The organism is Streptomyces sp. CWNU-52B (assembly GCF_047444975.1).
In the GTDB taxonomy this organism is placed as follows: domain Bacteria; phylum Actinomycetota; class Actinomycetes; order Streptomycetales; family Streptomycetaceae; genus Streptomyces.
In genome coordinates, this window is record NZ_JBLFJV010000001.1 from 184605 (window position 1) to 210629 (window position 26025).

A 26025-nucleotide genomic window follows, 5' to 3' on the forward strand; every position below is an offset into this window, starting at 1 on the left:
CGATGGCCTCGCCCGGGGAGCCGATGGTGAGGATCGAGTCCGTGGCGGTCGTCGAGTCGGATCGGCCGACAAGTCTCCGCCGTGAGCACCGTGCCGGGCGCCGTCGCCACCGCCCAGAACTCCCGGCTCGCCGTCGGAGTTCCCGACGAGGACATCGGTACGACCGCGAACGCCGGTTCCGTCACCGCCTTCTCCCTGCTCGGCGACCCCGGCGACAGCGACGTACCGGTCGAGCCCGGAATGGTCGGCCTGCCAGGCGCCTCGGGCGCGAACCCGCGGCTGGGCACGAGTATCTTCGCGGCGGCTGGGCACCTGTACGTCGGCATGCCGTACGGCCCGAGCCCGTACGGCGCCGTGCACACGATGCCGTGGGCGAACATCACCGCCGCGGCGACGGAGACGGTCACCACGTACCAGCCGGGCCAAGGCGGGCTCCCGGCCGCCGGCACGCAGTTCGGCAGTGCGGTGCGCTGACCCCATGCGACGGGACCGATTCTCACGAGGCCGGTGGTGGGAGCCGCGGCACATCTGCCGTGGCTGCCACCGTCGGTCGTCGACGGCTCAGGCTCCACCGCCGACACCGGGTACAGGATCAACGAGGAGGCCGCCCCACCGGTCAGATTCCGGTGCGGCGGCCTCCTCGTTCGTCCTCGGGAGAGCGTGGCCGATCAGCCGGTCACGCGGAACAGGTTGCTGCCCGCGCCTACCGTGAAGCTCGCGTATCCGTCCTTGCGTGCGCCGCCCTTCGCCGTCGCGGGGGCGTGTACCTTCTGCCGGGCGCTCACCGGTACGAGGACTTCGGCGGTCGAACCCACGGGGACATCGGCCCGCAGGGTGAATTCCCCCTTCTTCCGGGTCCATGACGAGGTGATCCGGCCGAGCGGTGACTCGACGTGGGCGGAGGCATGGGTGAGGTCGCCGACGGCACTGGGCCGGATCCGCACCTTCGTGTAGCCGGGTGCGGCGGGTTCGATCCCGGCCACGCCCTGGTAGAGCCAGTCGTCCACCGTGCCCATGAAAGCGTGGTCGTGCGAGCGGGAGTTCGCGTTCCACTCCTCCCACATGGTCGTGGCGCCCAGGCCCTCGAACCAGTACCCCCAGCCGGGGTAGGTCGGGTTGGTGGCCACGGTGTAGGCCAGGTCGGCGTGCCCGGCCTCGGTGAGGACCGGCAGGAGCACCTTGGTGCCGAGCGCCCCGGTGTCCAGGTGGTCGTCACGGGTGTGGATGTCCTCGACGAGGTTGTCGACGACGGCCTGGCGGTGCTCCTCGGGCACCAGGCCGAAGCTCAGGGGGAGCAGGTTCGACGTCTGGCGGTAGCCCGCCTCCACGTTGTCGTAGTAGGCCTGCTTCTGCGGGTCGTAGAACGTGGCGTTGAAGGTGTCCTTGACCTGCGCGGCGAAGGAGTCGAAGTGCCGCGCGTCGGCGGTGTGGCCCAGCGCCCGCGCCATCGTCGCGAGCCGCGTCGCGGTGAGGTAGATGTAGGACGTTCCGGACAGCCGGGTGCCCTCGGGCGCGTTGGCGCCCTCCGGGGAGAGCCAGTCACCGTAACTGAAGCCGGTGTAGATGCCGCCGGTGGCCGCGATGTCGTGCTCGTAGTACGTGAGCCAGGCCTTCATGCCGTCGTAGTTGTCGGCCACCGTCCTGGTGTCGCCGTAGTACCAGAAGAGATCCCAGTTGCCGAGGACGAAACTGGCCGACCAGATGGGGTCCTTGACCTTCTTGCCGGACTCGGTGGTGGGAACGGTGGGGCCGATGGATCCGTCGGCGTTCTGGTCGTCGCGGTGCGAACGCATCCAGTTCGCGAGGAAGTTCCGCATGTCGAAGTTCGCGATCGCGGAGTCCGCGTACAGGAAGCCGTCGGCCGTGTAGGGCCGCTTCTCGTACATGGGCGTGTCGGTCGGGATCGAGTGCAGGTTGTTGAGAATCGTGTCGGCCTGCGCGTCCTGGTACCGGTTCAGCAGGTCGTCCGAGCTGCTGAACCCGCCCGTGGACGTCACCGCGGTGTGCACCCTCATCCCGTCGACCGAGCGGAGGGTGACTCCGGCGGGGACGACGACCTGGGCGTAGCGGAATCCGGCATAGCTGTAACTCGGCTGGTAGTGCTCCACCCCATCACCCTTGAGGGTGTACGAGTAGGTCTGCAGGCTCATCCCGAAACCGCCGATGTTGTCGACGGTGCCGTCGGCCCGCAGCTTCTCGCCGTAGGTGACGGTGACCGTCGCTCCGGCGGGCCCCTCGACCCCCACGCGCGCCCAGCCCGCGGTGGGGCTGCCGTAGTCGTAGACGTGGGTGCCGTCGGCCGGAGCGGTGGTGTGCTCGGCCTTCAGCCGGTCGGTGACCCGGATGGGCGGGAAGTCCTCCGAACGGAGTGTGCCCTTGGGGCCGTCGACCTTCAGCGCGGATCGCCAGGCGCTGTCGTCGAAGCCCGTACGGTTCCACCCCGGCTGCTCCACGCGGGCGTCGTAGCTCTCTCCGAACCAGAGCGACTGCGTGGTCGTCGGCCCGTCGGACACCTTCCACCCGTCGTCGCTGACCACCCGCTGGTGCTTCCCGTCGGTGTAGGTGATGTCGAGTTCCAGTTTGAGCTTGGGCTCGCCCCACCAGGACGACGCCTTCCACTCGTCCGGATTGTCCATGGCGTAGTAGCCGCGGCCCAGGCTGACCCCTATGGCGTTGCCGCCGGTGCGCAGGGCGTCGGTGACGTCGTACGTCGAGTACAGGACGGTCTTGTCGTAGACCGTGAACCCCGGTTCGAGTTCCCGGTCGCCGATCCGCTCGCCGTTCAGATAGAGCTTGTTGTAGCCGAGGCCCGCGATGTGGGCCCGCGCCGACTCGACACGCCTGCCCGCGGTGAACTCGTCGCGCAGCAGCGTCTCGGGCGGTGTCGGGGCCGACACCGAACTGCCCCAGGGACCCTGGCCGTACGCCGCGGCCTTGAGGGCGTTCGGCCACCGTCCGTCGTCGTACTGCGGCTGCTCCCATCCGTCGTCCGCGGCGTCGGAGGCCTTCCAGCTGTTGTCGGTGACGAGGTCGGCCGGTGCTCCCTCGCCCTGGAAGTGCAGGCTGCCGAGCGCGCCCGCCGGCCCTGGGTTGACGTTCGTCGCCTCGACGGCCAGCACGTTGGCGCCCGGACGAAGGTACGGGGCGATGTCGACGACGGCCGCCGACTTCCAGGAGTCCGCCACGCGCGCGGAGCTCACCACCTGGGTGCCGTTGACGTACAGCGTGAAACGGTCGTCGGCGGTGAACTGCGCCTCCGCCGTGGTGATCCGCGCGGCGGCGGGCAGGTCGAAGGTCCGACGGAGGTACCGCGTCCCGACAGGAGCCGAGTCGGACGGGTCACCCTCGGGGTACCAGATCCACTGCGCGTCGTCGAGCCGCAGTGCCGGCGCCTTGTCGTGCGCCCCGATCCACGTCCCCCGGAAGTCGTCGGGATCGACGAAGGCGGTCTCGAAGCGCGTCTCACCGCTCCACGGCGATGCCTTTCCTGCCCCGTCCCAGACTCGTACGCGCCAGTAGTAGCGCGTACGCGAGGTGAGAGCCCGTCCGCCGTACGCCACGTCGAACGACTTGGCGGAACGCACGCGTCCGCTGTCCCACACCTTGCCCCGGCCACCGGGCGATGTCGACACCTCAACCTCGTAGGCCACTTGGACCGCTTTGGCCGCTTTGGCCGCCTGGGTCGCTTGCGCCGCCTGGGCCCCTTGGGTCGCTTGCCCGACGGCGGTGCGACCGGTCCCGGTCCGGCGCGGGGTCACCTGCCAGCCCAGTCTCGGCCTGGCGACATCGACCCCCAGGGGCCTGACCTGATGCTCGACCTCCAGCCCGCCCACCACGAGCGCCGAACCGTTCACCGACGAGCCCTGTCGCGCATCCTGAACGGGCGCACCCGCCGTGCCGGACGTCGCGCCCAGGCCGGACAGGGTCGTCACCAGCGCCAGCATCAGCCCGGCAGCTCTTCTGCGCTTTCTCACGTTCGCTTGCCTCCAACGACAGCGCTCGGTCCGGCGCGCGGCGCGAGAACAGCCCCGCACACACGATTGAATCGTTTCAATCACGCCGTATGTCACTCAACCACAGGCGCCACGAGGGCAACAAGGGGTCGTCGGCAAGCTCCTTCACGCGACGACAAGGCATCCGGCAGGCGGATTTTCGGTCAGGGCGATCGAGTCCGTCAGGAGTTTCGCGGGTCTGTCCAGGTCTCAGCCGCGCTTGAACGGTTTCAACTCATCGCCCTGGTGGCGGAAACGGTCATCACCCACCAGCCCGGCCGCCGGGACGGACCCCCGACCGTCGGGACGCGAGGTCGCGATGCGGCCACCCTCGCCCCCAGCCCACACCGGGGTCGCCGGGAGACGCCCCCACCCTCGGCCCGCCACCCCCGCAGGTAACGACTCCATTGCCGCCGGCACATCCTGTTGACGCCCTCCTCCCTTCCGGCCTAGTTTCCTCTCACCGATAGGAAACTTTCCTAACAATGGCGGTTGCCGGATGGACTTTGCCGCGCGCCCGCCGGGAATGGGAAGCTGAGCAGCCGAAAGGCAGGTGTCGATCGTCATGGCAGGAACCTCCGGCATACCGGGTGGCACACCGGGCACCCCGCGTGTGCTGCGTGCCATGAACGACCGGGCCGCGCTCGACCTCCTCCTGGAGCACGGGCCCCTGTCCCGGACCCGGATCGGCAAGCTGACCGGACTGTCGAAGCCGACCGCCTCCCAGTTGCTCGCGCGGCTGGAGGCGGCGGGGCTCGTGGTCGTCACCGGGACGAGCGAGGGGCGCCCCGGGCCCAACGCCCAGTTGTACGCGGTCGATCCGGCCGCCGCCCACGCCGCCGGGCTCGACGTGACGCCCGAGCGCATCCTCGCCGCCGTCGCCGACGTGACCGGGCGGACGGTGGGGGAGTACGAACTGCCCACCCCCGGCCGGCGCCCCGCCCACACCGTCGTACGGCAGGTCACCGACGCCCTCGACGGTGCCGTGAAGGCGGCAGGGCTGGTCCGGGCCGACATCCGGCGGCTCGTCATCGGCACCCCCGGCGCCTTCGACCCGAACACGGGGCGGCTGCGCTACGCCTCCCATCTACCCGGCTGGCACTCCCCCGCCCTGCTCGACGAGCTCGCCGCGGCGCTGCCGATGCCCGTCGAGTACGAGAACGACGTCAACCTCGCCGCCATAGCCGAGCAACGGCTCGGTGCCGCCCGGGGCCACGACGACTTCGTCCTGCTGTGGAACGAGGGGGGCCTGGGAGCCGCCCTCGTGCTCGGCGGGCGCCTGCACCGCGGCTGGACCGGCGGCGCCGGCGAGGTCGGCTTCCTCCCCGTGCCCGGCGCGCCGCTCGTACGGCACGTCACCAAGGCCAACAGCGGTGGCTACCAGGAACTGGCCGGCTCCCAGGCCATCCCGAGGCTCGCCCGCGACCTCGGCATCCGGCCCGTACCCACGGGGCCCTACTCCGAGGTCGCCGCCGCACTCGTGGAACAGGCCGCCGACATCAACACCGGCGCCCACCGACAGCTCCTGCAGACGTACGCGACGAGCCTCGCCACCGGCCTCGCCTCGCTCGTCTCCGTCCTCGACCCCGAACTCGTCGTCCTCAGCGGCGCCTCGCTCAGCAGGGGCGGCGAACCCCTGCGCGCGCTGGTGCAGGCCGAGTTGGAGGAGCTGGCCGCGTCCCGGCCGCGTCTCGTCGTCGGCGACGTCCGTGAACAGCCCGTCCTGCGCGGCGCGTTGGAGAGCGCACTCGCCGCCACCCGCGACGAGGTCTTCGACACCTCCACCCACTGAGTCACCCCGGCCCCCTCTCCTTCCTCTTCCCCAGCCCCATCCCGCCCTAGGGAGACCCCGTCATGCCCGGAATATCCAGAAAAGCGGCTTCCGTGCTCGCCGCCTCCGCCTCCGTCGCCCTCCTCGCCAGCGGCTGTACCGGCTCGTCCGGCTCCGGTGCCACGGACGACCCGAACGCGAAGACCACGATCACCTTCTGGCACGGCTGGAGCGCCCCCGCCGAGGTCAAGGCCATCCAGGAGAACATCGGCCGCTTCGAGAAGGCGCACCCCAACATCACGGTGAAGGTCGTCGGCAACATCAACGACGACAAGCTCAACCAGGCGCTGCGCGCGGGCGGTTCGAAGGGCCCCGACGTCGTGTCGTCGTTCACCACGTCCAACGTCGGCAAGTTCTGCTCGTCCGGCGCCTTCGCCGACCTGAAGCCGTTCATCGAGAAGTCGAAGCTCGACCTCGAAAAGATCATCCCGAAGCCGATGCTGGAGTACACCCAGTTCGAGGGCACCCGGTGCGCGATGCCGCTGCTGGGCGACGCCTACGGCCTCTACTACGACAAGGGCGCCTTCGCGAAGGCCGGTATCGAGGCGCCTCCGAAGACCTGGTCCGAGTTCGCCGAGGACGCCAAGAAGCTGACGAAGTCCAAGGGCGACTCGTACGAGCAACTCGGCTTCATGCCGAACTACCACGGCTACGAGTCCGTGGTGGACCACTACATGTCGCAGTGGGACCACTCCTACTTCGACAAGGACGGCAAGTCCAGCGTCGCCCAGGACCCGGCCTTCGCCGAGATGTTCACGTACCAGAAGAAGCTCGTCGACGACCTCGGCGGCTTCCGGAAGCTGGAGAAGTACCGCAACACGTTCGGCGACGAGTGGGGCGCCAAGCACCCCTTCCACACCGGGCAGGTCGCCATGCAGCTCGACGGCGAGTGGCGGCTCGGGATGGCGAAGGACGCGGGCGTGACGTTCGACATCGGCACGGCTCCCCTGCCCGTCGCCGACGACGAGGCCGACGAGTACGGCAAGGGTTTCCTCTCCGGCACGATCATGGGCATCGCCCCGCAGAGCGAGAAGCAGAACGCCGCCTGGGAACTGGTGAAGTACATGACGACCGACACCGAGGCCGTCGTCTCCTTCGCCAACGCCATCCACAACGTGCCGTCCACGTTCGACGCGCTCAAGTCGCCCGACCTGGTGGTCGAGGACGGCTTCAAGACCTTCCTGGACATCGCGCAGCACCCGAAGTCCAACACCCCGCCGGCCTCCGTCAACGGCTCGACGTACCAGACGACGCTCCAGGACTTCGGCTTTCAGTACGAGTCCGGCAAGGTGAAGGATCTGCAGGCCGGTCTGGCGAAGACCGCCGAACAGATCGACCGTGACATCGAGCAGGCGAAGTAGCGGCCCATGTCCACGACCCCCGCCCCTGCGCGCCTGGTGTCCACGCCCACGCTGCGCGCCAAGCGCAGGAAGCAGGCGCTGCGCACGGCCGCCTTCATGTCTCCCTGGCTCATCGGCTTCAGCGTCTTCTTCGCGTATCCGCTGGTCTCGACCGTGTACTTCTCCTTCATGAAGTACGACGGCTTCGGTGTCCCCGAGTTCAGGGGACTGGGCAACTGGAGTTACGTCTTCGCCGACTACCCGCTGTTCTGGCCCGCCCTGCGCAACACCCTGTGGCTGGTGCTGGTCATGGTGGCCTTCCGGGTCGTCTTCGGCCTGGGCGTCGGCCTGTTGATCACGAAGATCAGGACCGGGGCGGGGGTGTTCCGCACCCTGTTCTACCTGCCCTACCTCGCGCCGCCCGTCGCCGCGACGCTCGCCTTCGTGTTCCTGCTCAACCCCGGTACGGGTCCGGTCGACTCGGTGCTCGGGGGTCTGGGGCTGCCGACGCCGGGGTGGTTCACGGACGCCGCCTGGTCCAAGCCCGCCCTCACCATGCTCGCCCTGTGGGGCGTCGGCGACCTGATGGTCATCTTCATGGCCGCGCTGCTCGACGTACCGAAGGAGCAGTACGAGGCCGCCGAGCTGGACGGCGCGTCCGCCTGGCAGCGGTTCCGGTTCGTGACGCTGCCGAACATCTCGCCGATCGTGATGTTCGCGGTGGTCACCGGGGTCATCCAGGCGATGCAGTACTACACGCAGCCGCTCGTCGCGGGGAAGGTCGCCTCCGGGGTCATCGGCGGCTCGGGGCAGCAGTTCGAGCCGGGCTACCCCGACAAGTCGACGCTCACGCTGCCGCAGCTCGTCTACAACCTCGGCTTCCAGCGGTTCGACTACGGCGCCGCGTGCGTGGTCGCGCTGGTGCTGTTCGCCCTGTCCATGGTGTTCACCGCGTTCCTGATGCGGCGCCGGGGCGGTCTCATCCAGGCAGGTGACTGACCCATGACGCAGCCGACCACGAGTACGAGCATAACCACGAACACGGCCACGGCCACGGCGCGATCACCGCACCGGCCGCCGGAGTCCGGGAAGCCGGGGCCCCCTGTCACCCCCGCCGAGCGCACCGCCCGCCGCAAGGCCCTCCTCGAATGGATCGCCGTGCACGCGCTCGGCGTCGCGGCCGCCCTCTTCTTCGTCCTGCCCTTCGTGTTCGTCGTCCTGACCTCGCTGATGAGCGACTCCCAGACCCTGAGCCGGGATCTGGTCCCGGACACCTGGGAGTGGGGCAACTACGCGAAGGTCTTCGACACTCCCGGCTTCCTCACCTGGTGGCGGAACACCCTGCTGTACGCGGGCGCCGGCACCGCCCTGACGGTCGTGTCCTCCGTCCCGGTGGCGTACGCGCTCGCCAAGTTCCGCTTCCGCGGCCGGAATCTGTCGCTGATGCTCGTCATCTCGATGATGATGCTGCCGCCGCAGGTGGTCATCATCCCGATGTACCTGTTCTGGGCGAAGCAGCTGGATCTGTCGGGCACGCTGTGGCCGCTGATCATTCCGATGGCGTTCGGTGACGCGTTCTCCATCTTCCTGCTGCGGCAGTTCCTGATGACGATCCCGAACGAGTACCTCGACGCGGCGAAGGTCGACGGGTGCGGGGAGCTGAGGACGCTGCTCAAGGTGGTGCTGCCGATGGCCAGGCCGGGGATCGCGGCCGTCGCGCTCTTCCAGTTCTTCTACGCCTGGAACGACTACTTCGGGCCGCAGATCTACGCGTCCGAGAACCCCGGCGCCTGGACCCTGAGCTACGGCCTTGAGTCCTTCAAGGGCGCGCACCACACCGACTGGAATCTGACGATGGCCGCGACCGTCCTGGTCATGGCTCCCGTGATCCTCGTGTTCTTCTTCGCTCAGAAGGCGTTCGTCGAGGGCGTCACGCTCACCGGAGTGAAGGGCTGACACATATGAAACTCGCAGTAGTGGGCGGGGGTTCCACCTACACCCCCGAACTCGTCGACGGGTTCGCGAGGCTGCGGGACACGCTGCCCGTCGAGGAACTGGTCCTCGTCGACCCGGCCCCGGACCGTCTGGAACTCGTCGGCGGTCTGGCCCGGCGCATCTTCGCCAGGCAGGGACACCCCGGGCGCATCGTCACGACCGACGACCTCGACGCGGGTGTCGACGGCGCCGACGCCGTGCTGCTCCAGCTCCGCGTGGGGGGCCAGGCCGCCCGCAACGAGGACGAGACCTGGCCGCTGGAGTGCGGCTGCGTCGGCCAGGAGACCACCGGCGCGGGCGGGCTCGCCAAGGCGCTGCGTACCGTCCCGGTGGTGCTCGACATCGCCGAGCGCGTGCGGCGGGCCAACCCGGACGCCTGGATCATCGACTTCACCAACCCGGTCGGCATCGTGACCCGCGCCCTCCTCCAGGCCGGTCACAAAGCGGTCGGACTGTGCAACGTGGCGATCGGATTCCAGCGGAAGTTCGCCGGGATGCTCGGGGTCGCCGCCACCGAGGTGCACCTGGACCACGTGGGCCTCAACCACCTCACCTGGGAAACCCATGTGCGACTCGGCGGCCCGGAGGGCGAGGACGTCCTGCCGAAGCTGCTCGCCGAGCACGGCGAGGTCCTGGCCGACACGCTGCGCATGCCGCGCGGCGTCCTGGACCGGCTGGGCGTCGTCCCGTCCTACTACCTGCGCTACTTCTACGCGCACGACGAGGTCGTACGGGAGCTGGGTACGAAGCCCTCGCGGGCCGCGGAGGTGGCCGCGATGGAGCGGGAGCTGCTGGAGATGTACGGCGACCCGGCGCTCGACGAGAAGCCCGCGCTGCTGGGCAAGCGGGGCGGGGCGTACTACTCGGAGGCCGCCGTCGACCTCGCCGCGTCCCTGCTGGGCGGGGGCGGGAGCGTGTACCAGGTGGTGAACACGTACAACAAGGGGACGCTGCCGTTCCTGCCCGACGACGCCGTGATCGAGACGCAGGCGGCGGTCGGGCACGCCGGGGCCACCCCGCTGCCGGTGGCGCCGGTGGACCCGCTGTTCGCGGGGCTGATGGCGAACGTCACCGCGTACGAGGACCTGGCGCTGGAGGCCGCGCTGCGCGGGAGCCGTGAGCGGGTGTTCCGGGCGCTGCTCGCGCATCCCCTGGTCGGCCAGTACGCACTGGCCGACGGCCTCACCGACCGCCTGATCGCGCACAACCGGGAGCACCTCGCGTGGGCCTGAGCACGGAACCGGGAACTCCGCACGGGCACGGCCCGCTGCCGGGACCGTCGAGCACGGGCACGAGCCCGCTGCCGGGACCGTCCGGCGCAGGCCCGAATCCGCCGTCAAGACCGTCCGACGCGGACACGAACCCACCACCGAGACCATCCGGCACAGGCACGAACCCGCCGTCGGGACCCTCGGGCGTCGGCATCAGCGCACCGTCGGAAGTCATCCGCACGGACGTGAACACCCGGCCGAAGACTCCTCACTCGGGCGCGCGCCCACAGCCAGGAACCCCCCACGCGGGCGTGCGCGCGGGCGTGCGCGCCACGGTGCTCGCCGTCGACGCGGGGAACAGCAAGACCGACGTCGCGGTCGTGGCGGGCGACGGGAGCGTGCTCGCCACGGCGCGCGGCGGCGGGTTCCGGCCGCCCGCCGTCGGTGTCCGGCAGGCGGTGGACACGCTCGCCGACGCCGTCGGGCGGGCCCTCGCCGCGGCCGGCGTCACCGCCGTGGACCATGTCTCGGCGTGTCTCGCCAACGCCGATCTGCCGGTGGAGGAGGAGCAGTTGGCCGCCGCGCTGCACGCGCGCGCGTGGGGCACGACCGTGGAGGTCCGCAACGACACCTTCGCGATCCTGCGTGCCGGTGTCGAGGAGCCGCGGGGCGTCGCCGTGGTGTGCGGCGCGGGCATCAACTGCGTGGGCATGCGCCCCGACGGCCGGGTCGCCCGCTTCCCCGCCCTCGGCCGGGTCTCCGGGGACTGGGGCGGCGGCTGGGGCCTCGCCGAGGAGGCGCTGTGGCACGCGGCACGGGCCGAGGACGGCCGGGGCGCGCCGACCGAACTGGCCCGTGCCCTGCCCGCGCACTTCGGCCTGTCCACGATGTACGCGCTGATCGAGGCCCTGCACCTGGGGCACGTCGAGGACGCGCGGCGCCACGAGCTGACGCCGGTCCTGTTCGCCACGGCCGCCGCCGGCGACCCGGTCGCCCGTGCGCTCGTCGACCGGCTGGCGGAGGAGATCGTGAGCATGGCGGCCGTCGCCCTGACCCGGCTCGACCTGCTGGACGAGGAGGTTCCGGTGCTGCTCGGCGGCGGAGTCCTGGCCGCCCGGCACGCCCAACTGGACGACCGGGTACGGGAGCTGCTGGCGGAGCGGGCCCCCAAGGCCGTACCCCGGATCGTCACCGCCCGGCCGGTCCTCGGATCCGCGCTCCTCGGACTCGACCACGAGGGCGCCCCACCTCGGGCGCACGCCCGCGTGCGGGAGTTTTACGAGGGGGTCTGAGCACGCCGGGAACCGAACTGTTCGGGTTGGCGTATTCATGAGCAGAGGTAGTGCGGGATCTTCGCCACGCCGTTCTCCGACCAAGATCGAGTCAAGGCCTGTTCGGATGTCGGTCCCGGCGGCGATACTGGCGGCCGTACGCCTTTTGCCGTGCTCTCGGCTCCGACAGAGGCGGCGGCCGATGACCATGGGGGAGGTCGAGTGACACATCAGCAGCAGGGCGGTTCCGCGCCACCGGGCCCGCCAGGTCAGCCGGGTCGGCCAGGTCCGCCGGCCCCCACGATGCCCGCGACGCCCGCGGCCTCCGCGACGTCCACGCCTGCCACGACGTCCGCGGCTTCCACGGTGCCGCCGCAGGCTCCGCCGCCGGTGCCCCAGGGCCGGCCCGGCGCCGCCGACCCCGGGCCCTCGCGGCGTACGGCCCTGGCCGAGGGGATCGACCGGGTGCGGGCCGGGGCGGCCACCGAGCCCGGACGGCTGCGCATCATCGGCGCCGCGCTCGCGCTCCTCGTCATCGTGTTCGGCTCCGTCACCGCCTGGCAGGTGGCGGAGCGTCAGGACGCCGCGCACGACGTGCTGAAGCGCAGCCAGCCGCTCAGCTCCCGGGCGGCGGAGATCTACCGTGCCCTCGCCAACGCCAACACGGCGGCGTCCAGCGGCTTCCTGGAGGGCGGCCAGGAGACGGCCGGCTCCCGCAAGACGTTCGACGACGAGATCAAGCTGGCCTCGGAGACCCTGGTGACCGCGGCCAGCTCCGAGCCGAACACCGACTCGAAGACGGCCATCTCCGAGCTGAACAAGCTGCTGCCCGAGTACACCGGTCTGGTCGAGCGCGCCCGCGCCAACAACCGGCAGGGACTCCCGCTCGGCGGCGCCTATCTGCGGTACGCCAACGAGAAGATGCAGGAGATGCTCACCGCCGCCGAGCGCCTCTACAAGGTGGAGAAGCAGCGGCTGAGCGCCGACTACGACGACGCGACGCCGTACCCCTGGATCGCGATCGGTGTCGGCGTCCTCGCCCTCGGCGGCCTCGCCTGGGCGCAGCAGCGCAACTACCGGCGGACGAACCGGGTGCTGAACCACGGCCTGGTGTCCGCCACCGCCGCGGTCACGGCCGTCCTGCTCTGGCTGGTCGTCGGCCACAGCGTCGCCCGCACCAAGCTGAACGACTCGGACGTCCACGCGGTCAGTTCGCTGAACACCCTGAACGACGCCCGTATCGCCTCGCTCAAGGCCCGCGCCAACGAGAACCTGACGCTGGTCTCCCGCGGCGCGGAGACCGAGAAGAAGGAGATCGACGGCAAGAGCGTGGACGTGGACGTCTTCGACGACGACTACGAGCAGCAGATGAGGAACCTCACCGCGAAGCTGTCCGAGGCCGAGGCTCTCGCCGACGACTCGGCGGGCGTGCGGCCGGTGGAGGCCGCGACGAGCAACATGAAGGAATGGAAGAAGCGGCACAAGGTGGCCCGCGCGGCGGACGACGGCGGCAACTACCAGGCCGCGCTGGACAAGGTGATCGGCACCGAGGACCAGGAACCGACGCGCGTGTGCTTCAACAAGGTGGACGCCGCCCTGGAGCAGGCGATCGACCATGAGAAGGGCCAGTTCGAGGATGCGGCCCAGGGCGGCCTGAACGCGATGGACTGGCTGTGGGAGGGCGCGGCGGTGCTCGCCGTGCTCGCCGCGGCCGGCGCGCTGCTGGGCATCGGGCGCAGGCTGTCGGAGTACCGGTGATCGGAGTACCGGTGAGAGGAGGCATGACGATGAACGCACGACGGATGCGGGCCAGTCTCAGGGGCTGGGGCGGGGTCGGCGCGATGGCGGTCGTCTGCGCCCTCGCGGCGGTCTTCGCGCTGCTCCTGCCGCGGACCCAGTCGGGCGAGGACGCCGGGCCCACTGGCGCGAAGGGCACGGCCCAGGGGTACCAGACCAAGGCCGGCACCTGCGTGAATCCGCAGAACCAGTCCCTGTCGCCGTCCTCCGGCGACCTGGACGGCAAGGCGGTCCGGGAGATCCGCGAGCGGGGCAAGCTGATCGTCGGCATCGACCAGAACAGTTTCGGCTGGGGCTACCGCGACCCGAACAGCGCGTCGAAGAACGACCAGCTGAAGGGGTTCGACATCGACCTCGCGCGGGCCATCGCGAAGGACATCCTCGGCGACGCGTCAGCGATCATCCCCCGGGCCGTCCCGACCAACAAGCGCTTCGACGCGGTCGAGCAGGGCACGGTCGACATGGTGGTGCGCACCGTGACGATCAACTGCGGCCGGCTGGACCTGGCGGCCTTCTCCTCGCCCTACTTCGAGACCGGCCAGCAGGTGCTCGCCCCGAAGGTCTCGGACATCACGGGGTACGACGACTCGCTGAAGGACAAGCGCCTCTGCTCGGCGAAGAGTTCCATCGCCTCGGAGCAGCTGGAGGCCGACAAGAAGAGCGGCAGGCTGCCCGGCTCCACCGACATCAGCACCCAGGTGCCGAACCAGCTCGACTGCCTGGTGCGGCTCCAGCTCGGCGAGGTCGACGCGGTCGTGACCGACCGGGCGCTCGCGGCGGGCCAGATCGCACAGGACCCGACGGTGCGCATGGCGGGCCAACCGTTCACCAAGGGCGAGTACTACGGCGTGATCATGAAGAAGGACGGCGCGAGCGATCTGGTGCGCCGCGTCAACAAGATCCTGGAGGAGTACCGCAAGGACGGCTGGCAGAAATCCTACGACGACAACCTGGAGAAGTACCTCGGCACGTCGTCGGGGCCGCCCACGGACTTCACGTACAAGAAGTAGCCGGCGCTCCGGCGGGGAACATCCACAGCGGGAACGACCAGAAGCGAGAGGTGATCGATGGGCGTCGCGGGACCATCCGGGCCGGTACTGGACCGGGACGAGGTGGACCGTGCGCTGGCGCGCCTCGGCGCGGAGCACGAGGCCATCGAGACCTCGCTCCTCGCCCTCCAGGACCACGCGGGCCGCAGACTCCTCGAAGGTGCCGAGCTCACGGGCACCACCAAGGAGCGCTGGGTGACCGTCGAGGCGTCGATCACCCTGCTGTGGGCGTACTTCGACGCGTACGCGGGCGCGCTGCGCTCGGCGCGGGAGATCCGGTCCCGCAGACGCTGGTCGAGCCGCGAGGACCTCGTGGAGCTGACGGAACTGCTGCGCGGCGAGAGCGTCACGGTGGCCGGCAGCGCCTCCGCCACGGCGGCCGCCCCCACGATGGCGGGCACCGGCAGACTGAGCGAGCGCTTCACCCTCGCCGAACTCGTCGACCGGATGAACGAGTTGTACGCGCTGTCGCTGGACATGGTCGTCACGGCCGACGCCGTGTGGTCGGCGCTGCCCGCGCGGATCGACTTACTGGCCGCGGAGTTGCAGCGCACCCGCAAGCTGGCGCACTCCGTGGGCGTACGGCCCGGTGAGCACCCCTCGGGCGACGACCTGGAGCGCATCACGCGCGTACTGACGTCGCTGCGTGAGCAGGTGGTGTCCGACCCGCTGGCCTTCTGGACGCCCGCGAAGGGGAGTTCGGCGCCGGGCGGCGGCCGCCCCGACACCACCCGCTACGACCGCGAGGCGCGCGCCCTGGAGGAGGTGCGGCGCGAGATCGACGCCGTGCTCACCGTCCGGCAGGACGCGGAGGCGCGTCTGGTGAGGCTGCGGGACGTGCTGAGCCGCGCGGACCGTACCCTGGCGGAGGCGCGCAGCGCGCGCGGCGAGGTACTGGCGAAGATCGCCGCGTCCGAGGTGCCCGCGGTGAGCGGCCCGTCGACGGCCCTCCAGGAGCAGCTGGCGGCGGCGTCCGAGTACCGCAGGCACGCGCAGTGGCACCGGCTCTCGCCCCTCCTGGAGTCCCTGGAGGAGAAGGCCGAGGACGAACTGCTGCGCGCCCGCGAGTCGTTGACCGCGGTCACCGCGCCGCTCGCGGTCCGCGCGGAGCTGCGCGGCCGGCTCGACGCGTACAAGGCGAAGGTCGCACGGCACGGCTTCGCCGAGGACCCGTTACTGGTCGAGCGGTACGACGCGGCGCGCCGCATGCTGTGGAGCGCGCCCTGCGACCTGCGGGTGGCGGAACAGGCGGTGCTGCGCTACCAGCAGGCGGCCGCCGAAGCACTGGCACCGCGGGTCCCCGGACACGGCGGGCCACAGGACCGGAGGGGGGAGTCATGAGTCAGCCGGACGAGGGTCGGCAGAGCGGGCCGAGTGGACAGAGCGGGCAGAAGCCGTGTCAGCGGCCCGAGTGCACGGGGTCGTACGAGGACGTGGGCGGCGGCGAGCTGTACTGCGACACCTGTGGTCTGGCGCCGGTGGTCTCGGCGACCGGCATGGTGAGTTCCCCGGCGACCGGGATCACGGCGGGCGGCGGGGGCTCGCGCGGCAGTGGAAGGGGCGCGGGAGGCGGCTCCGGCGACGGCTCGGGCGGCGGCAGTTCGCGTTCCGGCTCGCGTGCCTCCGCCCGTTCGTCGTCGCGCTCCGCCCGGTCCGCGAGGTCGGCACAGTCACGGCGTTCGGTGTCGGGCCGGCTGTCGCGGTCCGTCTCGGGGCGGTCGACGGGCCACTCGGTGTCGGTGCGCAGCTCCGGTTCGCCCGCCGGGTCCTCGGGCCGCGGCCGGCTCGGCGCCGGCCTCGTGAAGGTTCCGGACGTGCCGCGGCCCGACCCGCACGCGATGGTCCAGGAGAACCCCGAGGTCCCGGAGCGGAAGCGGTTCTGCTCGCGCTCCGACTGCGGGGCCCCGGTGGGGCGTTCGCGCGGTGAGCGGGCCGGGCGCACGGAGGGGTTCTGCACCAAGTGCGGCCACCCGTACTCGTTCGTGCCGAAGCTGCAGACCGGCGACATCGTGCACGGCCAGTACGAGGTCATGGGCTGCCTCGCGCACGGCGGGCTCGGCTGGGTCTATCTCGCCGTCGACCGGGCGGTGTCCGACCGCTGGGTGGTCCTCAAGGGCCTCCTCGACACGGGCGACCAGGACGCGATGGCCGCCGCCATATCGGAGCGCCGCTTCCTCGCCGAGATCGAGCACGCGAACATCGTGCGGATCTACAACTTCGTGGAGCACCTCGACCAGCGCACCGGCTCCCTCGACGGCTACATCGTCATGGAGTACGTCGGCGGCAAGTCCCTCAAGGAGATCGCCAACGGCCGCCGCGACGCCGGGGGCAAGCGTGACCCACTGCCGGTCGAGCAGGCCTGCGCGTTCGGCATCGAGGCGCTGGAGGCGCTCGGTCATCTGCACAGCCGCAACCTCCTGTACTGCGACTTCAAGGTCGACAACGCGATACAGACCGAGGACCAGCTCAAGCTGATCGACATGGGCGCGGTGCGCAGGATGGACGACGACGAGTCGGCCATCTACGGGACGGTCGGCTACCAGGCCCCGGAGGTCGCCGACGTCGGCCCGTCGGTCGCCTCCGACCTCTACACGGTCGCCCGCACCCTGGCGGTCCTGACGTTCGACTTCCAGGGCTACACGAACGTGTTCGTGGACTCCCTGCCCGACCCCGACAACATCGAGGTCTTCCGCACCTACGAGTCGTTCTACCGGCTGCTGGTACGGGCCACCGACCCCGACCCGGCCCGCAGGTTCGCCTCCGCCCTGGAGATGGCCGAGCAGCTCACCGGTGTGCTGCGCGAGGTCGTCTCCGTGCAGACGGGGCGTCCGCGGCCCGCGCTGTCCACCCTGTTCGGACCCGAACTGAAGGTCACGGACACGCAGTTGTTCGGCACGCTGGACGGGGACGTGTCCCGGCTGGGCGTACGGGTCGTGCCCGTACGGGACAAGACGCGGGGCAAGGCGCGGGGCGGAAAGGGCGCTCCGGCGCTGACGGCCGGGCCGGGCGGTCCACCGGCTCCGCCGCCGTGGCCGGACGGCTCAGCGGCCGCACCGGGCCCGGCGCACGCTCCGGCCGCCTCCCTCGTGAAGCCGCTGGACACCGCGGCCGCCTCGCTCGCGCTCCCGGTCCCCCACGTCGACCCCGGCGACCCGAACGCCGGGTTCCTCGCGGGGCTCATGATGTCCGCGCCCGCGGAGCTGATCGGCGCCCTGCAGTCGGCGCCCGCCGGCTCCCTGGAGCTGCGGCTGCGCGAGCTGCGGGCCCGGCTGGAGATGGGCGAGACCGGCCACGCCAGCGGCGCGCTCGAAGGCCTGGAGGCCGACCACCCCGACGACTGGCGGGTGGTCTGGTACCGGGGCGTGGCGGCGCTGGCGACCGGCGACCACGAGGTGGCGGCGCTGTCCTTCGACGCGGTCTACGACGCGTTCCCGGGTGAGCCGGCGCCCAAGCTGGCCCTGGGCCTGTGCGCGGAGGTCCTCGGGCAGCTGGACAACGCCGCCGAGTACTACCGGCTGGTGTGGTCGACCGACCCGGGCTATGTGAGCGCCGCGTTCGGCCTGGCCCGCGTCCAGCTCGCGGCGGGTGACCGGCCGGGCGCCGTACGGGCGTTGGAGTCGGTGCCGGAGTCCTCGATCCACTACACGGCGGCGCGGGTCGCCGCGGTCCGGGCGCGGCTGCGGCACCGCCTGGCCGAGACCGCCACGCCCGCCCTGCCCGTCCAGCGGCCACCGGGCACGCCAGGAGGACCGGGAACGCCGGGAACTCCGGGCTCCGCGGTGGCCCGCCCGTATCCATCGGGGGCACCGTTCCTGGACGATCTGGCCTCGGCCGCGGCCCAGGTCGAGGCCCTGGACGGGTACGGCCTGGACGCGGTGCGTCGCGAGCAGTTGTCCACAGAGGTCCTCGGTTGTGCTCTGGACTATGTACTCTCCGGTATCCAGGGTTCCGTCCCGTCGAACACGGGTGCGCGGACCGTACTGCTCGGCAGTGACCTGGACGAGCGGGGTCTGCGTTTCGGTCTGGAGCGTTCGTACCGGACACTGGCCCGGCTCGCCCAGGGTGGCGAGGAGAGGATCGATCTGGTGGAGCGCGCCAACCGCTACCGCCCCCGGACGTGGGTGTAATTCATGTCGCAGATGCCCCAACTGGCCGCCTGCCCCAGCTGTGAGGAACCGCTGGAGTCGGGAGACCGTTTCTGCGGTGCGTGCGGATTCGACCTGTCGGCCGTACCGCCGCCGCCGGACGACACCCCCACGATCACCATGAACGGAGCGGCGCCACGGCCTCCGTCACCCGTGACGCCGGTGGCTCCTGTGGCTCCCGTGGACTGGCCGGTCGCGCCCGAGCCGTCCGGCTCGGGCACACCGGCCGCCGTGGTCCTGCCGACGGACCTGGAGGGGCGGGAGTCGGGCGGTTCCGACAGCCCCGGCGTCCGGTTCGACCGGCCCGACCGGCCCTCCGTACCGCCGCACGCCCAGCCGCCGGCCCCCGCAGCGGCGCACGAACCGGCGCACACCGCGGCGGAACCGGACGAGTACCCGCTCGCCGCCCCTCTCGCCGCCCCGCTGCCGCCCGAGGTGCCGCCCGCCGACCCGCGGGCGGCCGGCCTCGCGACGCCCCCCGCCGGCCTCAAGCTCTGCGTGGCGTGCCGCGCGGGCCGGGTCGACCGGGACGGCTACTGCGAGAACTGCGGGCACGCCCAGCCCCGCGAGCGCGACCACATGGAGCAGGAGCTGGCCGCGGTCGCCGCGGTCAGCGACCGCGGGCTGCGCCACCACCGCAACGAGGACGCGTTCACCGTGTCCTCGACCGCGCTGCCCGACGGTTCGCCCGCGGTCGTCGCGATCGTCTGCGACGGCGTCTCCTCGGCGACCCGCCCCGACGAGGCCTCCCTGGCCGCGTCCCGCGCGGCCAACGAGTCGCTCCTGGCCGCCCTGCCCCTCGGTACGCACCCGCAGCAGGCCATGCACGACGCGATCCTCGCGGCCTCGGAGGCGGTCAACTCCCTGGCGGACCGCGCCACATCGGCCCAGGAGCACCAGCCGCACGTGAACGCCCCGGCGTGCACCCTGGTCGGCGCCGTCGTCACACCCAGCCTGCTGATCGTCGGCTGGGTCGGCGACAGCCGCGTCTACTGGGTGCCCGTCGACCGGTCGTCCCCGCCAGCCCGGCTCACCGAGGACGACTCCTGGGCGGCCCAGATGGTCGCCGCCGGCCTGATGAACGAGGCCGAGGCGTACGCGGACGAGCGCGCCCACGCCATCACGGGCTGGCTCGGGGCCGACGCGTACGAACTGGAGCCGCACACCGCTTCCTTCAAACCGGACCGGCCCGGTGTGGTGGTGGTGTGCACCGACGGCCTGTGGAACTACGCGGAGGGCGCCGAGGACCTGGCCGAGGTCATCCCGCCCGACGCGGCCCAGCGGCCGCTGCACAGCGCCCAGGTTCTGGTGGGCCACGCCCTGGACGGCGGGGGCCACGACAACGTAACAGTGGCCGTCGTTCCGTTCCCGGCACCGCAACAGGGGGCAGTATCGGCCTGAGGCCGAAGCGGTACGAGCGGTGCGAGCCGTACGAAAACGGCATCGGCCTCGGAGGGGCCAGGACCGGAGGGGACCGGTCCGCCCACCGACATCACCCACGACCTGTGGGAGTCCTGAGGGGGAGCAGAGAAGGCATGGCCAATTTCTCGAAGTCCAACGTGCCGCAGTTCTCGGTGGACGTGTACCAGAACGAGTACCTGCCCGAGGGCGGCCGTGAGGTCAACGCGATCGTGACGGTGACCGCCACCGGCGGCGGCACCATCGGGAGTGCCGCCGCGGCACCCCACCTCTACACACCGGGCCAGGGCCCGGACGCGGCCGTGGCGATCATGGTCGACTGTTCGGGGTCCATGGACTACCCGCCGACCAAGATGCGCGGCGCCAGGGACGCGACGGCCGCCGCGATCGACGCGCTGCGCGACGGCGTGCACTTCGCGGTGATCGGCGGAACGCACGTGGCCAAGGAGGTCTACCCCGGCGGCGGCGCGCTCGCCGTCGCCGACACGCAGACCCGTGAGCAGGCGAAGCAGGCGCTGCGCAAGCTCAGCGCGGGCGGCGGCACCGCGATCGGCACCTGGCTGCGGCTGGCGGACCGGCTGCTGTCCTCGGCCGACGTCACCATCCGGCACGGCATCGTGCTCACCGACGGCCGCAACGAACACGAGTCGCCCGAGGACCTGAAGGCGGCCCTGGACGCCTCCGCCGGCCGCTTCACCGCGGACGCGCGGGGCGTCGGCACCGACTGGGAGGTCAAGGAGGTCACCGGCATCGCGTCCGCGCTGCTCGGCAGCGCCGACATCGTGGCCGACCCGGCGGGTCTGTCCGCCGACTTCACGCAGATGATGGAGACGGCCATGGGCAAGGAGGTCGCGGACGTCGCGCTGCGCCTGTGGACCCCGGTCGGCACCTCCGTCAAGTTCGTCAAGCAGGTCGCGCCGACGGTCGAGCCGCTCACCGACCGCCGTACCGAGGCAGGCCCGCGCGCCGGGGACTATCCCACCGGCTCCTGGGGGGACGAGTCCCGCGACTACCACGTGTGCGTGGAGGTCCCGCAGGCCGACCTCGGACAGGAGATGCTGGCCGCCCGGGTCTCCCTGGTGATCCCGCAGGGCGACGGCACCGCCCAGACACTGGGCGCGCAGGGGCTCGTACGGGCCGTGTGGACCGACGACATGGCGGCGTCCACGTCGATCAATCCACAAGTGGCGCATTACACAGGGCAGGCGGAGCTGGCCCAGGTCATCCAGCAGGGCCTCGACGCCCGTAAGGCGGGCGACGCCGACGGGGCAACGGCCAAACTCGGCCGCGCGGTTCAGCTCGCGAGCGCCTCCGGAAACGCGGATACGGCGAAACTGCTTGCGAAGGTGGTGGACGTGGTCGACGCCGTGGCGGGTACTGTGCGATTGAAGGCGAAGGTCGCGGAGGCCGACGAGATGACTCTCGAGACACGGTCCACAAAGACTGTTCGTGTAAAGAAGTAGAGCACCGAGCACCGGCACGCACACAGCTCACGCACAGTGTGTAGCCGCACGTACGCGTTATGCAAGATTCCCGGTCCTCCGTGGGCCGAACAGGAGAGGGGGAAGCACCGACATGCCGACCTGCCCGAACGGACACCAGTCGGGTTCCGACGACTGGTGCGAGGTCTGCGGTCACCGCATGGCCGGTGCCGTGCCCCCGCCACCTCCGCCGCCGCCCCCGGCGGCCGGTTACGGCTATCCGCCGCCCGGTCCGCCCCTGCCGCCGGGCCAGGGCGGGCGCCTCCATCTCTCCGCGGTGCCCGACCAGGCGTCCGAGGCCGAGCTGTGCCCGCAGTGCCGTACCCCGCGCGAGGGCGGGGCGCCGTTCTGCGAGGAGTGCCGGTGGAACTTCCTGACGAACACGGCGACCTCGTACACCCCGGCCGCGCCGCGCCCTCCGGGGCCCGGTCCTGGTCCTGGTCCTGGTCCTGGGGTCGGCCCCGGCCCCGGTCCGGGTCCCGGTCCCGGTCCCGGCTTCGGCGGGCCGAACCAGCCGCCCCACTTCCCGCAGCCGCCGCCCGGACAGTCCGGTCCCACCCACGGCGAGTTCGACTACCAGGGCTCCCGGCCCTCGCAGATGAACCGGCCCGCGGAGCCGATCCCGCCCTACGGCCAGGACCCCTCGGGCTTCCCCGGTGACCCGTCGCGGCCGGTACCCCCGCCGCCGGGCCCCGGAGCCACGGGCCCCGGAGCCCCCGGCGGCTTCGGCGGACCGGGTGGGCAGGGCGGATACGGCGGCCCCGGTGGACCTCCCGGCGGCCCCACCGGTCCTGGAGGCCCTGGAGGCCCTGGAGGCCCTGGAGGCCCCAACGGTCCCGGTGCGCCGCAGATGTACCAGCAGCCAGGCCCCCCGGCCCCGCCCGCGTACCCGCAGGAGACCGGGCGTCCGCAGGCACCGGGCGGCCAGGGCCAGTCCTTCGGGGGCGGCGAGGACGACTGGGTGCTCTCACCCCCGTCGGCCGGCAGCCCCGGCGGCGGTCCGGCCGGTCCTGGCGGCCCGCCCGGACCCGGTGGCGGCCCCGGCGGCTACGGCTATCCGCAGCCCGGGGCGACGCAGGCACCTCCCGGGTACCAGCAACAGCCGCTGTCGTGGAACATCACCATCGGGCCCGACCGTGAGTACTTCATGGCGATGATGCAGCGCTCGGGGCCCGAGGCCGCGGGGCTGAACCTGCCCGCGTACTCGCCGGAACAGCAGCGTCCGCTCAGCGGCAACCAGATCACGATCGGGCGCCGCCGCCACTCCACGGGCGACACCCCGGACATCGATCTGGCGGTGCCGCCGGAGGACCCGGGCGTCTCGCACCAGCACGCGGTCCTGGTCCAGCAGCCGGACGGCACCTGGGCGGTCGTCGACCAGAACTCCACCAACGGCACCACGGTCAACGGCGCCGAGGAGCCCATCCAGCCCTTCGTCCCCGTACCGCTCCAGGACGGCGACCGGGTCCACGTGGGCGCCTGGACGACGATCACGATCCGCCGGGGCTAGCCGGCCGGTCCACGGCTCGCACCGGGGGCTGAGGGCCTGGGGCTTGGGGCTTGGGGGCCAGGGGATCGGGAGCGGGCCCCGGCTCCCGGTCACGGCAGGGGCCAGGTGTGCGGCCCCCGCGGGTCGTCCAGCCACGCCCACGCGCGGCCGTCGGCGACCGTGATCCCGTACCGCTCGCGCGGCGGCCACCCCTCGCGCTCCCACAGCGCGTACGCCTCGTCCGGGGCGAGCCGGCCCGCCGCCAGGGTCAGCAGGAACCGGAACAGCTCATGCCCCCTGGCCCGGCGCGGCAGCTCCCCCGCCCGCCCTTCCGTACCGTTCCCCCCGCTCCCCCCACTCCCCCCGTCCTCTGCGTCTCCGTCGTCCAGGTGTACGTCCCGGCCCTCGGGCTCGGGCCGGGGGCCGCCGCGCAGCGGTACGAAGTAGGCGGGCGTGTGCAGGAAGCGGCCCTCGGCGTGCCCGGCGTCCCGTACCCGCAGGTCGATGAGGCCGGTGGCGAACGGCGCGAGGATCCGCGCGCCGGGGCGGCACTGGGCGAGCCAGGCCCCCGGGACCGAACTCAGCGCGCAGGTCGCGACGACACGGTCGAAGGGAGCGCGCTCGGGGCAGCCGCGCGCTCCGTCGCCGGTGACGACGGCCGGATGGTGGCCCGCGGCGGCCAGGTGTCGCCGGGCCGACTCGGTGATCTCCGGGTCCAGGTCGACCGTGGTGACCCGCTCGTCGCCCAACCGGTACGAGAGCAGGGCGGCGTTGTAGCCGGTGCCCGCGCCGATCTCCAGCACCGCGTCCCCGTCCCGTACCGCCAGTTCGGCCAGCATCTTCGCCATCAGGGACGGCTGGCTGCTGGACGACAGCAGTTCGCCGTCACGCAGCCGGGTGGCCAGCGGGGTGTCCGCGTACGCCCCGCGCAGCCACTCCTCGCGGCGGCGCGGGCTGGGGTCCTCGCACCACCGGCGCTCGTGGCCGCCCGGTACGCCCACGTAGTAGTACGGCACGAACAGGTGGCGCGGGACGCTCGCGAACGCCTCCCGCCAGGCCGGGTCGGCGTCCCAGGCGCCGCTCGCCCCGATCTCGCGCACCAGCGCCGCCCGCGCCATGGCGGCGAGGTCGTCGAGCCCGTGACCGACGGCGTGCGTGCTCATACCTCCACTGTGCTGCGGTCGGGGCCGGGTGGCGAGCGCCGGCGCCGACCGATCCGGAAGCGGGCCTTCGAGAGCGGTGGTCCTAAGTCTTGAGTCCTCGGTCGGCCCGTCTGAGACCATGGACGGTGTGAAAGAGATTCGGCGCGGCACGCTTCAGGAGCAGACCTTCTACGAGCAGGTCGGCGGCGAGGAGACCTTCCGGCGCCTGGTGCACCGGTTCTACGAGGGTGTCGCCGAGGATCCGCTGCTGCGGCCCATGTATCCCGAGGAGGACCTGGGCCCGGCCGAGGAGCGCTTCACGCTGTTCCTGATCCAGTACTGGGGCGGCCCGACCACGTACAGCGAGAACCGCGGCCACCCCCGGCTGCGGATGCGCCACGCCCCCTTCGCGGTCGACCGCGCGGCCCACGACGCCTGGCTGAAGCACATGCGGGTCGCCGTCGACGAGCTCGGCCTCTCCGAGGAGCACGAGCACACCCTGTGGAACTACCTGACGTACGCGGCGGCTTCGATGGTGAACACCGAGGGCTGAACAGGACCATCCGACGTGCGGATTCCGGTCGTTCACCGCCGGAATCCGGTCACGGTCCGGCTCGCCGTCCTGCGGACCGCGGCGGTCCTGGCTACCGCGACCGCGACCGCAATCGCGAACTCGGGCCGCCGAGACGGACAGAGCCACGCGAAGCAGCTCAGCGAACGCTGACGTCCAGCGCCCCGAGACCCGCCCTGCGTACGGCGATCGACCCGTACGGCGTCCGCAGCCTGAGCCACGCGCCCGACGACAACAGCCGCAGTACGGCGGCCTGATCGGGTACGGCGGACTCCGCGGACACGGTGGACTCGGCGACGGTGCGCGGGGGCCTGAGGAACCCCAGTGACTGAGCCGCGTGTGCGGCCCGTACGGGGAGCGCGGTGTCCCCGAGGGGCCGGGACCAGATCTCCCGCCCGATCCCGTCGAGTGCGGCCCTCGTACGCTCCTCGGGCGCCAACTCGTCGATACGCGAACGGAACTCGGCGACCACCGCAGCCACCGTCGTACGCACCGCGTCGAGTCCGGGCAGCCCCGGCTCCGGCCGCCAGCCACCGCGCGGCGGCAGCACCCCGGCCCACGGCGGTCCCGTGACGGCGGCGGGCACGACCGCCGTGGCCGCCGGCTCGTCGAGGGACTCCAGGAGTTCACCGGCCGAGACCGTCACGTCGAGGACGAGGTCGAGACCGTCCTCGTACGGCTTGGCGAGCCGTGCCGTACGGATCGCCAGCACCTCGAACGACGGCGGCCGGCCGAACACCGCGAGGGGCGTCCCCGACGCCTGCAGCCGCACCGCGGCGGCCCGGTCGTAGTGGATCAGCCGGGCCAGGAAGGCGGCGAGATCCGCCGCCTCCCCCGCGTCGACGAGGTGCAGGGCCGTCATGCGGCGACGGCCCCCGCGGACCCGGCGGATTCGGCGGCCTCGCCGTCCGCGTACTCCTGAAGGAACTCGCGCTCCTCCGCGGTGATCCGGCGCGGCCGCTGCGCCGCGAAGTCGAACGGCACTATCACCGTCTGGGCCCGCACATACACCTGGTCCGGGTCCTTGACCTCGTAGGCGATGGTGAACGACGCCGCTCTGATCTGCGTGACCCACAGCTCGATGTCCACCGGAGTGTGCCGGTGCACCAACTGCTGCTTGTAGTCGATCTCATGGCGCGCCACCACGGACCCCTGCTGGAAATCCTTGTCCGGACGGAACAGGAAGTCGATGCGCGCCTCCTCCAGATAGCGGAGAAAGACCACGTTGTTGATGTGGCCGTACGCGTCCATGTCCGCCCAGCGCAGCGGGCAGCGGTAGATGTGCCGCAAGA

At 71.7% G+C, this 26025-nt stretch carries 19 protein-coding genes; 15 read left to right on the forward strand and 4 right to left on the reverse strand.

Annotated elements, in window-relative coordinates; genetic code table 11:
- Window positions 1–81: 81 nt before the first annotated feature.
- Entirely contained in the window at window positions 82–474 is a 393-nt protein-coding gene (locus tag ACLVWQ_RS00795; RefSeq protein WP_414106081.1) for a hypothetical protein, read from the forward strand.
- A gap of 194 nt (window positions 475–668) precedes the next feature.
- On the opposite strand, the gene ACLVWQ_RS00800 is transcribed toward ACLVWQ_RS00795, so the two are convergent.
- Window positions 669–3974 (reverse strand): family 78 glycoside hydrolase catalytic domain, encoded by a 3306-nt coding sequence (locus ACLVWQ_RS00800; RefSeq protein ID WP_414106082.1) that lies wholly within the window; start codon window positions 3972–3974, stop codon window positions 669–671.
- Window positions 3975–4557: 583 nt separating this feature from the next.
- On the opposite strand from ACLVWQ_RS00800, the gene ACLVWQ_RS00805 reads away from it, so the two are divergent.
- The 13 genes from ACLVWQ_RS00805 (at window position 4558) to ACLVWQ_RS00865 (ending at window position 23041) form a co-directional block, all read left to right on the forward strand.
- Entirely contained in the window at window positions 4558–5784 is a 1227-nt protein-coding gene (locus tag ACLVWQ_RS00805; RefSeq protein ID WP_414106083.1) for an ROK family transcriptional regulator, read from the forward strand.
- 62 nt (window positions 5785–5846) lie between these two features.
- Window positions 5847–7184, forward strand: a complete 1338-nt coding sequence (locus ACLVWQ_RS00810) for an ABC transporter substrate-binding protein (protein WP_414106084.1) — start codon at window positions 5847–5849, stop codon at window positions 7182–7184.
- A gap of 36 nt (window positions 7185–7220) precedes the next feature.
- The gene (locus ACLVWQ_RS00815) at window positions 7221–8162 is read left to right on the forward strand and encodes a carbohydrate ABC transporter permease (protein ID WP_414106180.1); all 942 of its coding nucleotides are present in this window, start codon (window positions 7221–7223) and stop codon (window positions 8160–8162) included.
- Between the two features lie 3 nt (window positions 8163–8165).
- Window positions 8166–9119, forward strand: a complete 954-nt coding sequence (locus tag ACLVWQ_RS00820) for a carbohydrate ABC transporter permease (protein WP_414106085.1) — start codon at window positions 8166–8168, stop codon at window positions 9117–9119.
- A gap of 5 nt (window positions 9120–9124) precedes the next feature.
- Window positions 9125–10390 carry a 6-phospho-beta-glucosidase gene (locus tag ACLVWQ_RS00825; protein WP_414106086.1) on the forward strand — a complete coding sequence of 422 codons (1266 nt, stop codon included), beginning with the start codon at window positions 9125–9127 and terminating at the stop codon, window positions 10388–10390.
- A gap of 302 nt (window positions 10391–10692) precedes the next feature.
- Window positions 10693–11661: an N-acetylglucosamine kinase gene (locus tag ACLVWQ_RS00830; protein ID WP_414106181.1), complete on the forward strand. Its 969-nt coding sequence runs from the start codon at window positions 10693–10695 to the stop codon at window positions 11659–11661.
- Window positions 11662–11943: 282 nt separating this feature from the next.
- Window positions 11944–13398, forward strand: coding sequence for a hypothetical protein (locus tag ACLVWQ_RS00835; RefSeq protein WP_414106087.1), 1455 nt, complete (start codon window positions 11944–11946; stop codon window positions 13396–13398).
- A 29-nt stretch (window positions 13399–13427) separates the two neighbouring features.
- Window positions 13428–14447 (forward strand): transporter substrate-binding domain-containing protein, encoded by a 1020-nt coding sequence (locus ACLVWQ_RS00840; protein WP_414106088.1) that lies wholly within the window; start codon window positions 13428–13430, stop codon window positions 14445–14447.
- A 57-nt stretch (window positions 14448–14504) separates the two neighbouring features.
- Complete coding sequence (locus ACLVWQ_RS00845; protein ID WP_414106089.1) at window positions 14505–15827, forward strand: hypothetical protein; 1323 nt, start codon at window positions 14505–14507, stop codon at window positions 15825–15827.
- A complete protein-coding gene (locus ACLVWQ_RS00850; protein ID WP_414106090.1) occupies window positions 15824–18613 on the forward strand; it encodes a tetratricopeptide repeat protein in 2790 nt (929 codons plus the stop codon). The genes ACLVWQ_RS00845 and ACLVWQ_RS00850 overlap by 4 nt, the downstream gene beginning before the upstream one ends.
- 3 nt (window positions 18614–18616) lie before the next feature.
- On the forward strand, window positions 18617–20032 hold the full coding sequence (locus ACLVWQ_RS00855) for a PP2C family serine/threonine-protein phosphatase (protein ID WP_414106091.1): 1416 nt from the start codon (window positions 18617–18619) through the stop codon (window positions 20030–20032).
- A 134-nt stretch (window positions 20033–20166) separates the two neighbouring features.
- A complete protein-coding gene (locus ACLVWQ_RS00860) occupies window positions 20167–21513 on the forward strand; it encodes a VWA domain-containing protein (protein ID WP_414106092.1) in 1347 nt (448 codons plus the stop codon).
- Window positions 21514–21625: 112 nt separating this feature from the next.
- Entirely contained in the window at window positions 21626–23041 is a 1416-nt protein-coding gene (locus tag ACLVWQ_RS00865; RefSeq protein ID WP_414106093.1) for an FHA domain-containing protein, read from the forward strand.
- Window positions 23042–23130: 89 nt separating this feature from the next.
- Here ACLVWQ_RS00865 and ACLVWQ_RS00870 read toward each other — a convergent pair whose 3' ends face one another.
- Window positions 23131–24183 (reverse strand): methyltransferase domain-containing protein, encoded by a 1053-nt coding sequence (locus ACLVWQ_RS00870; RefSeq protein ID WP_414106094.1) that lies wholly within the window; start codon window positions 24181–24183, stop codon window positions 23131–23133.
- Window positions 24184–24301: 118 nt separating this feature from the next.
- Between ACLVWQ_RS00870 and ACLVWQ_RS00875 the strand changes: the two genes are divergently transcribed.
- Entirely contained in the window at window positions 24302–24715 is a 414-nt protein-coding gene (locus ACLVWQ_RS00875; protein WP_189779239.1) for a globin, read from the forward strand.
- A 157-nt stretch (window positions 24716–24872) separates the two neighbouring features.
- Here the strand turns inward: ACLVWQ_RS00875 and ACLVWQ_RS00880 are convergent, their stop codons facing one another.
- Entirely contained in the window at window positions 24873–25595 is a 723-nt protein-coding gene (locus tag ACLVWQ_RS00880; RefSeq protein WP_414106095.1) for a hypothetical protein, read from the reverse strand.
- Window positions 25592–26023, reverse strand: a complete 432-nt coding sequence (locus tag ACLVWQ_RS00885) for an acyl-CoA thioesterase (RefSeq protein ID WP_414106096.1) — start codon at window positions 26021–26023, stop codon at window positions 25592–25594. Before ACLVWQ_RS00885 ends, ACLVWQ_RS00880 begins: the two co-directional genes overlap by 4 nt.
- Window positions 26024–26025: the final 2 nt, after the last annotated feature.

What these genes read in the sequence shown, in the direction of transcription:
- ACLVWQ_RS00855 (WP_414106091.1), top strand. Translation starts at nt 18,617, where the DNA reads ATGTCGCAGATGCCCCAACTGGCCGCCTGCCCCAGCTGTGAGGAACCG.
- ACLVWQ_RS00805 (WP_414106083.1), top strand. Translation starts at nt 4,558, where the DNA reads ATGGCAGGAACCTCCGGCATACCGGGTGGCACACCGGGCACCCCGCGT.
- ACLVWQ_RS00860 (WP_414106092.1), top strand. Translation starts at nt 20,167, where the DNA reads ATGGCCAATTTCTCGAAGTCCAACGTGCCGCAGTTCTCGGTGGACGTG.
- ACLVWQ_RS00840 (WP_414106088.1), top strand. Translation starts at nt 13,428, where the DNA reads ATGAACGCACGACGGATGCGGGCCAGTCTCAGGGGCTGGGGCGGGGTC.
- ACLVWQ_RS00865 (WP_414106093.1), top strand. Translation starts at nt 21,626, where the DNA reads ATGCCGACCTGCCCGAACGGACACCAGTCGGGTTCCGACGACTGGTGC.
- ACLVWQ_RS00810 (WP_414106084.1), top strand. Translation starts at nt 5,847, where the DNA reads ATGCCCGGAATATCCAGAAAAGCGGCTTCCGTGCTCGCCGCCTCCGCC.
- ACLVWQ_RS00870 (WP_414106094.1), bottom strand. Translation starts at nt 24,183, where the DNA reads ATGAGCACGCACGCCGTCGGTCACGGGCTCGACGACCTCGCCGCCATG.
- ACLVWQ_RS00825 (WP_414106086.1), top strand. Translation starts at nt 9,125, where the DNA reads ATGAAACTCGCAGTAGTGGGCGGGGGTTCCACCTACACCCCCGAACTC.
- ACLVWQ_RS00875 (WP_189779239.1), top strand. Translation starts at nt 24,302, where the DNA reads ATGGACGGTGTGAAAGAGATTCGGCGCGGCACGCTTCAGGAGCAGACC.
- ACLVWQ_RS00845 (WP_414106089.1), top strand. Translation starts at nt 14,505, where the DNA reads ATGGGCGTCGCGGGACCATCCGGGCCGGTACTGGACCGGGACGAGGTG.
- ACLVWQ_RS00835 (WP_414106087.1), top strand. Translation starts at nt 11,944, where the DNA reads ATGCCCGCGACGCCCGCGGCCTCCGCGACGTCCACGCCTGCCACGACG.
- ACLVWQ_RS00820 (WP_414106085.1), top strand. Translation starts at nt 8,166, where the DNA reads ATGACGCAGCCGACCACGAGTACGAGCATAACCACGAACACGGCCACG.
- ACLVWQ_RS00880 (WP_414106095.1), bottom strand. Translation starts at nt 25,595, where the DNA reads ATGACGGCCCTGCACCTCGTCGACGCGGGGGAGGCGGCGGATCTCGCC.
- ACLVWQ_RS00850 (WP_414106090.1), top strand. Translation starts at nt 15,824, where the DNA reads ATGAGTCAGCCGGACGAGGGTCGGCAGAGCGGGCCGAGTGGACAGAGC.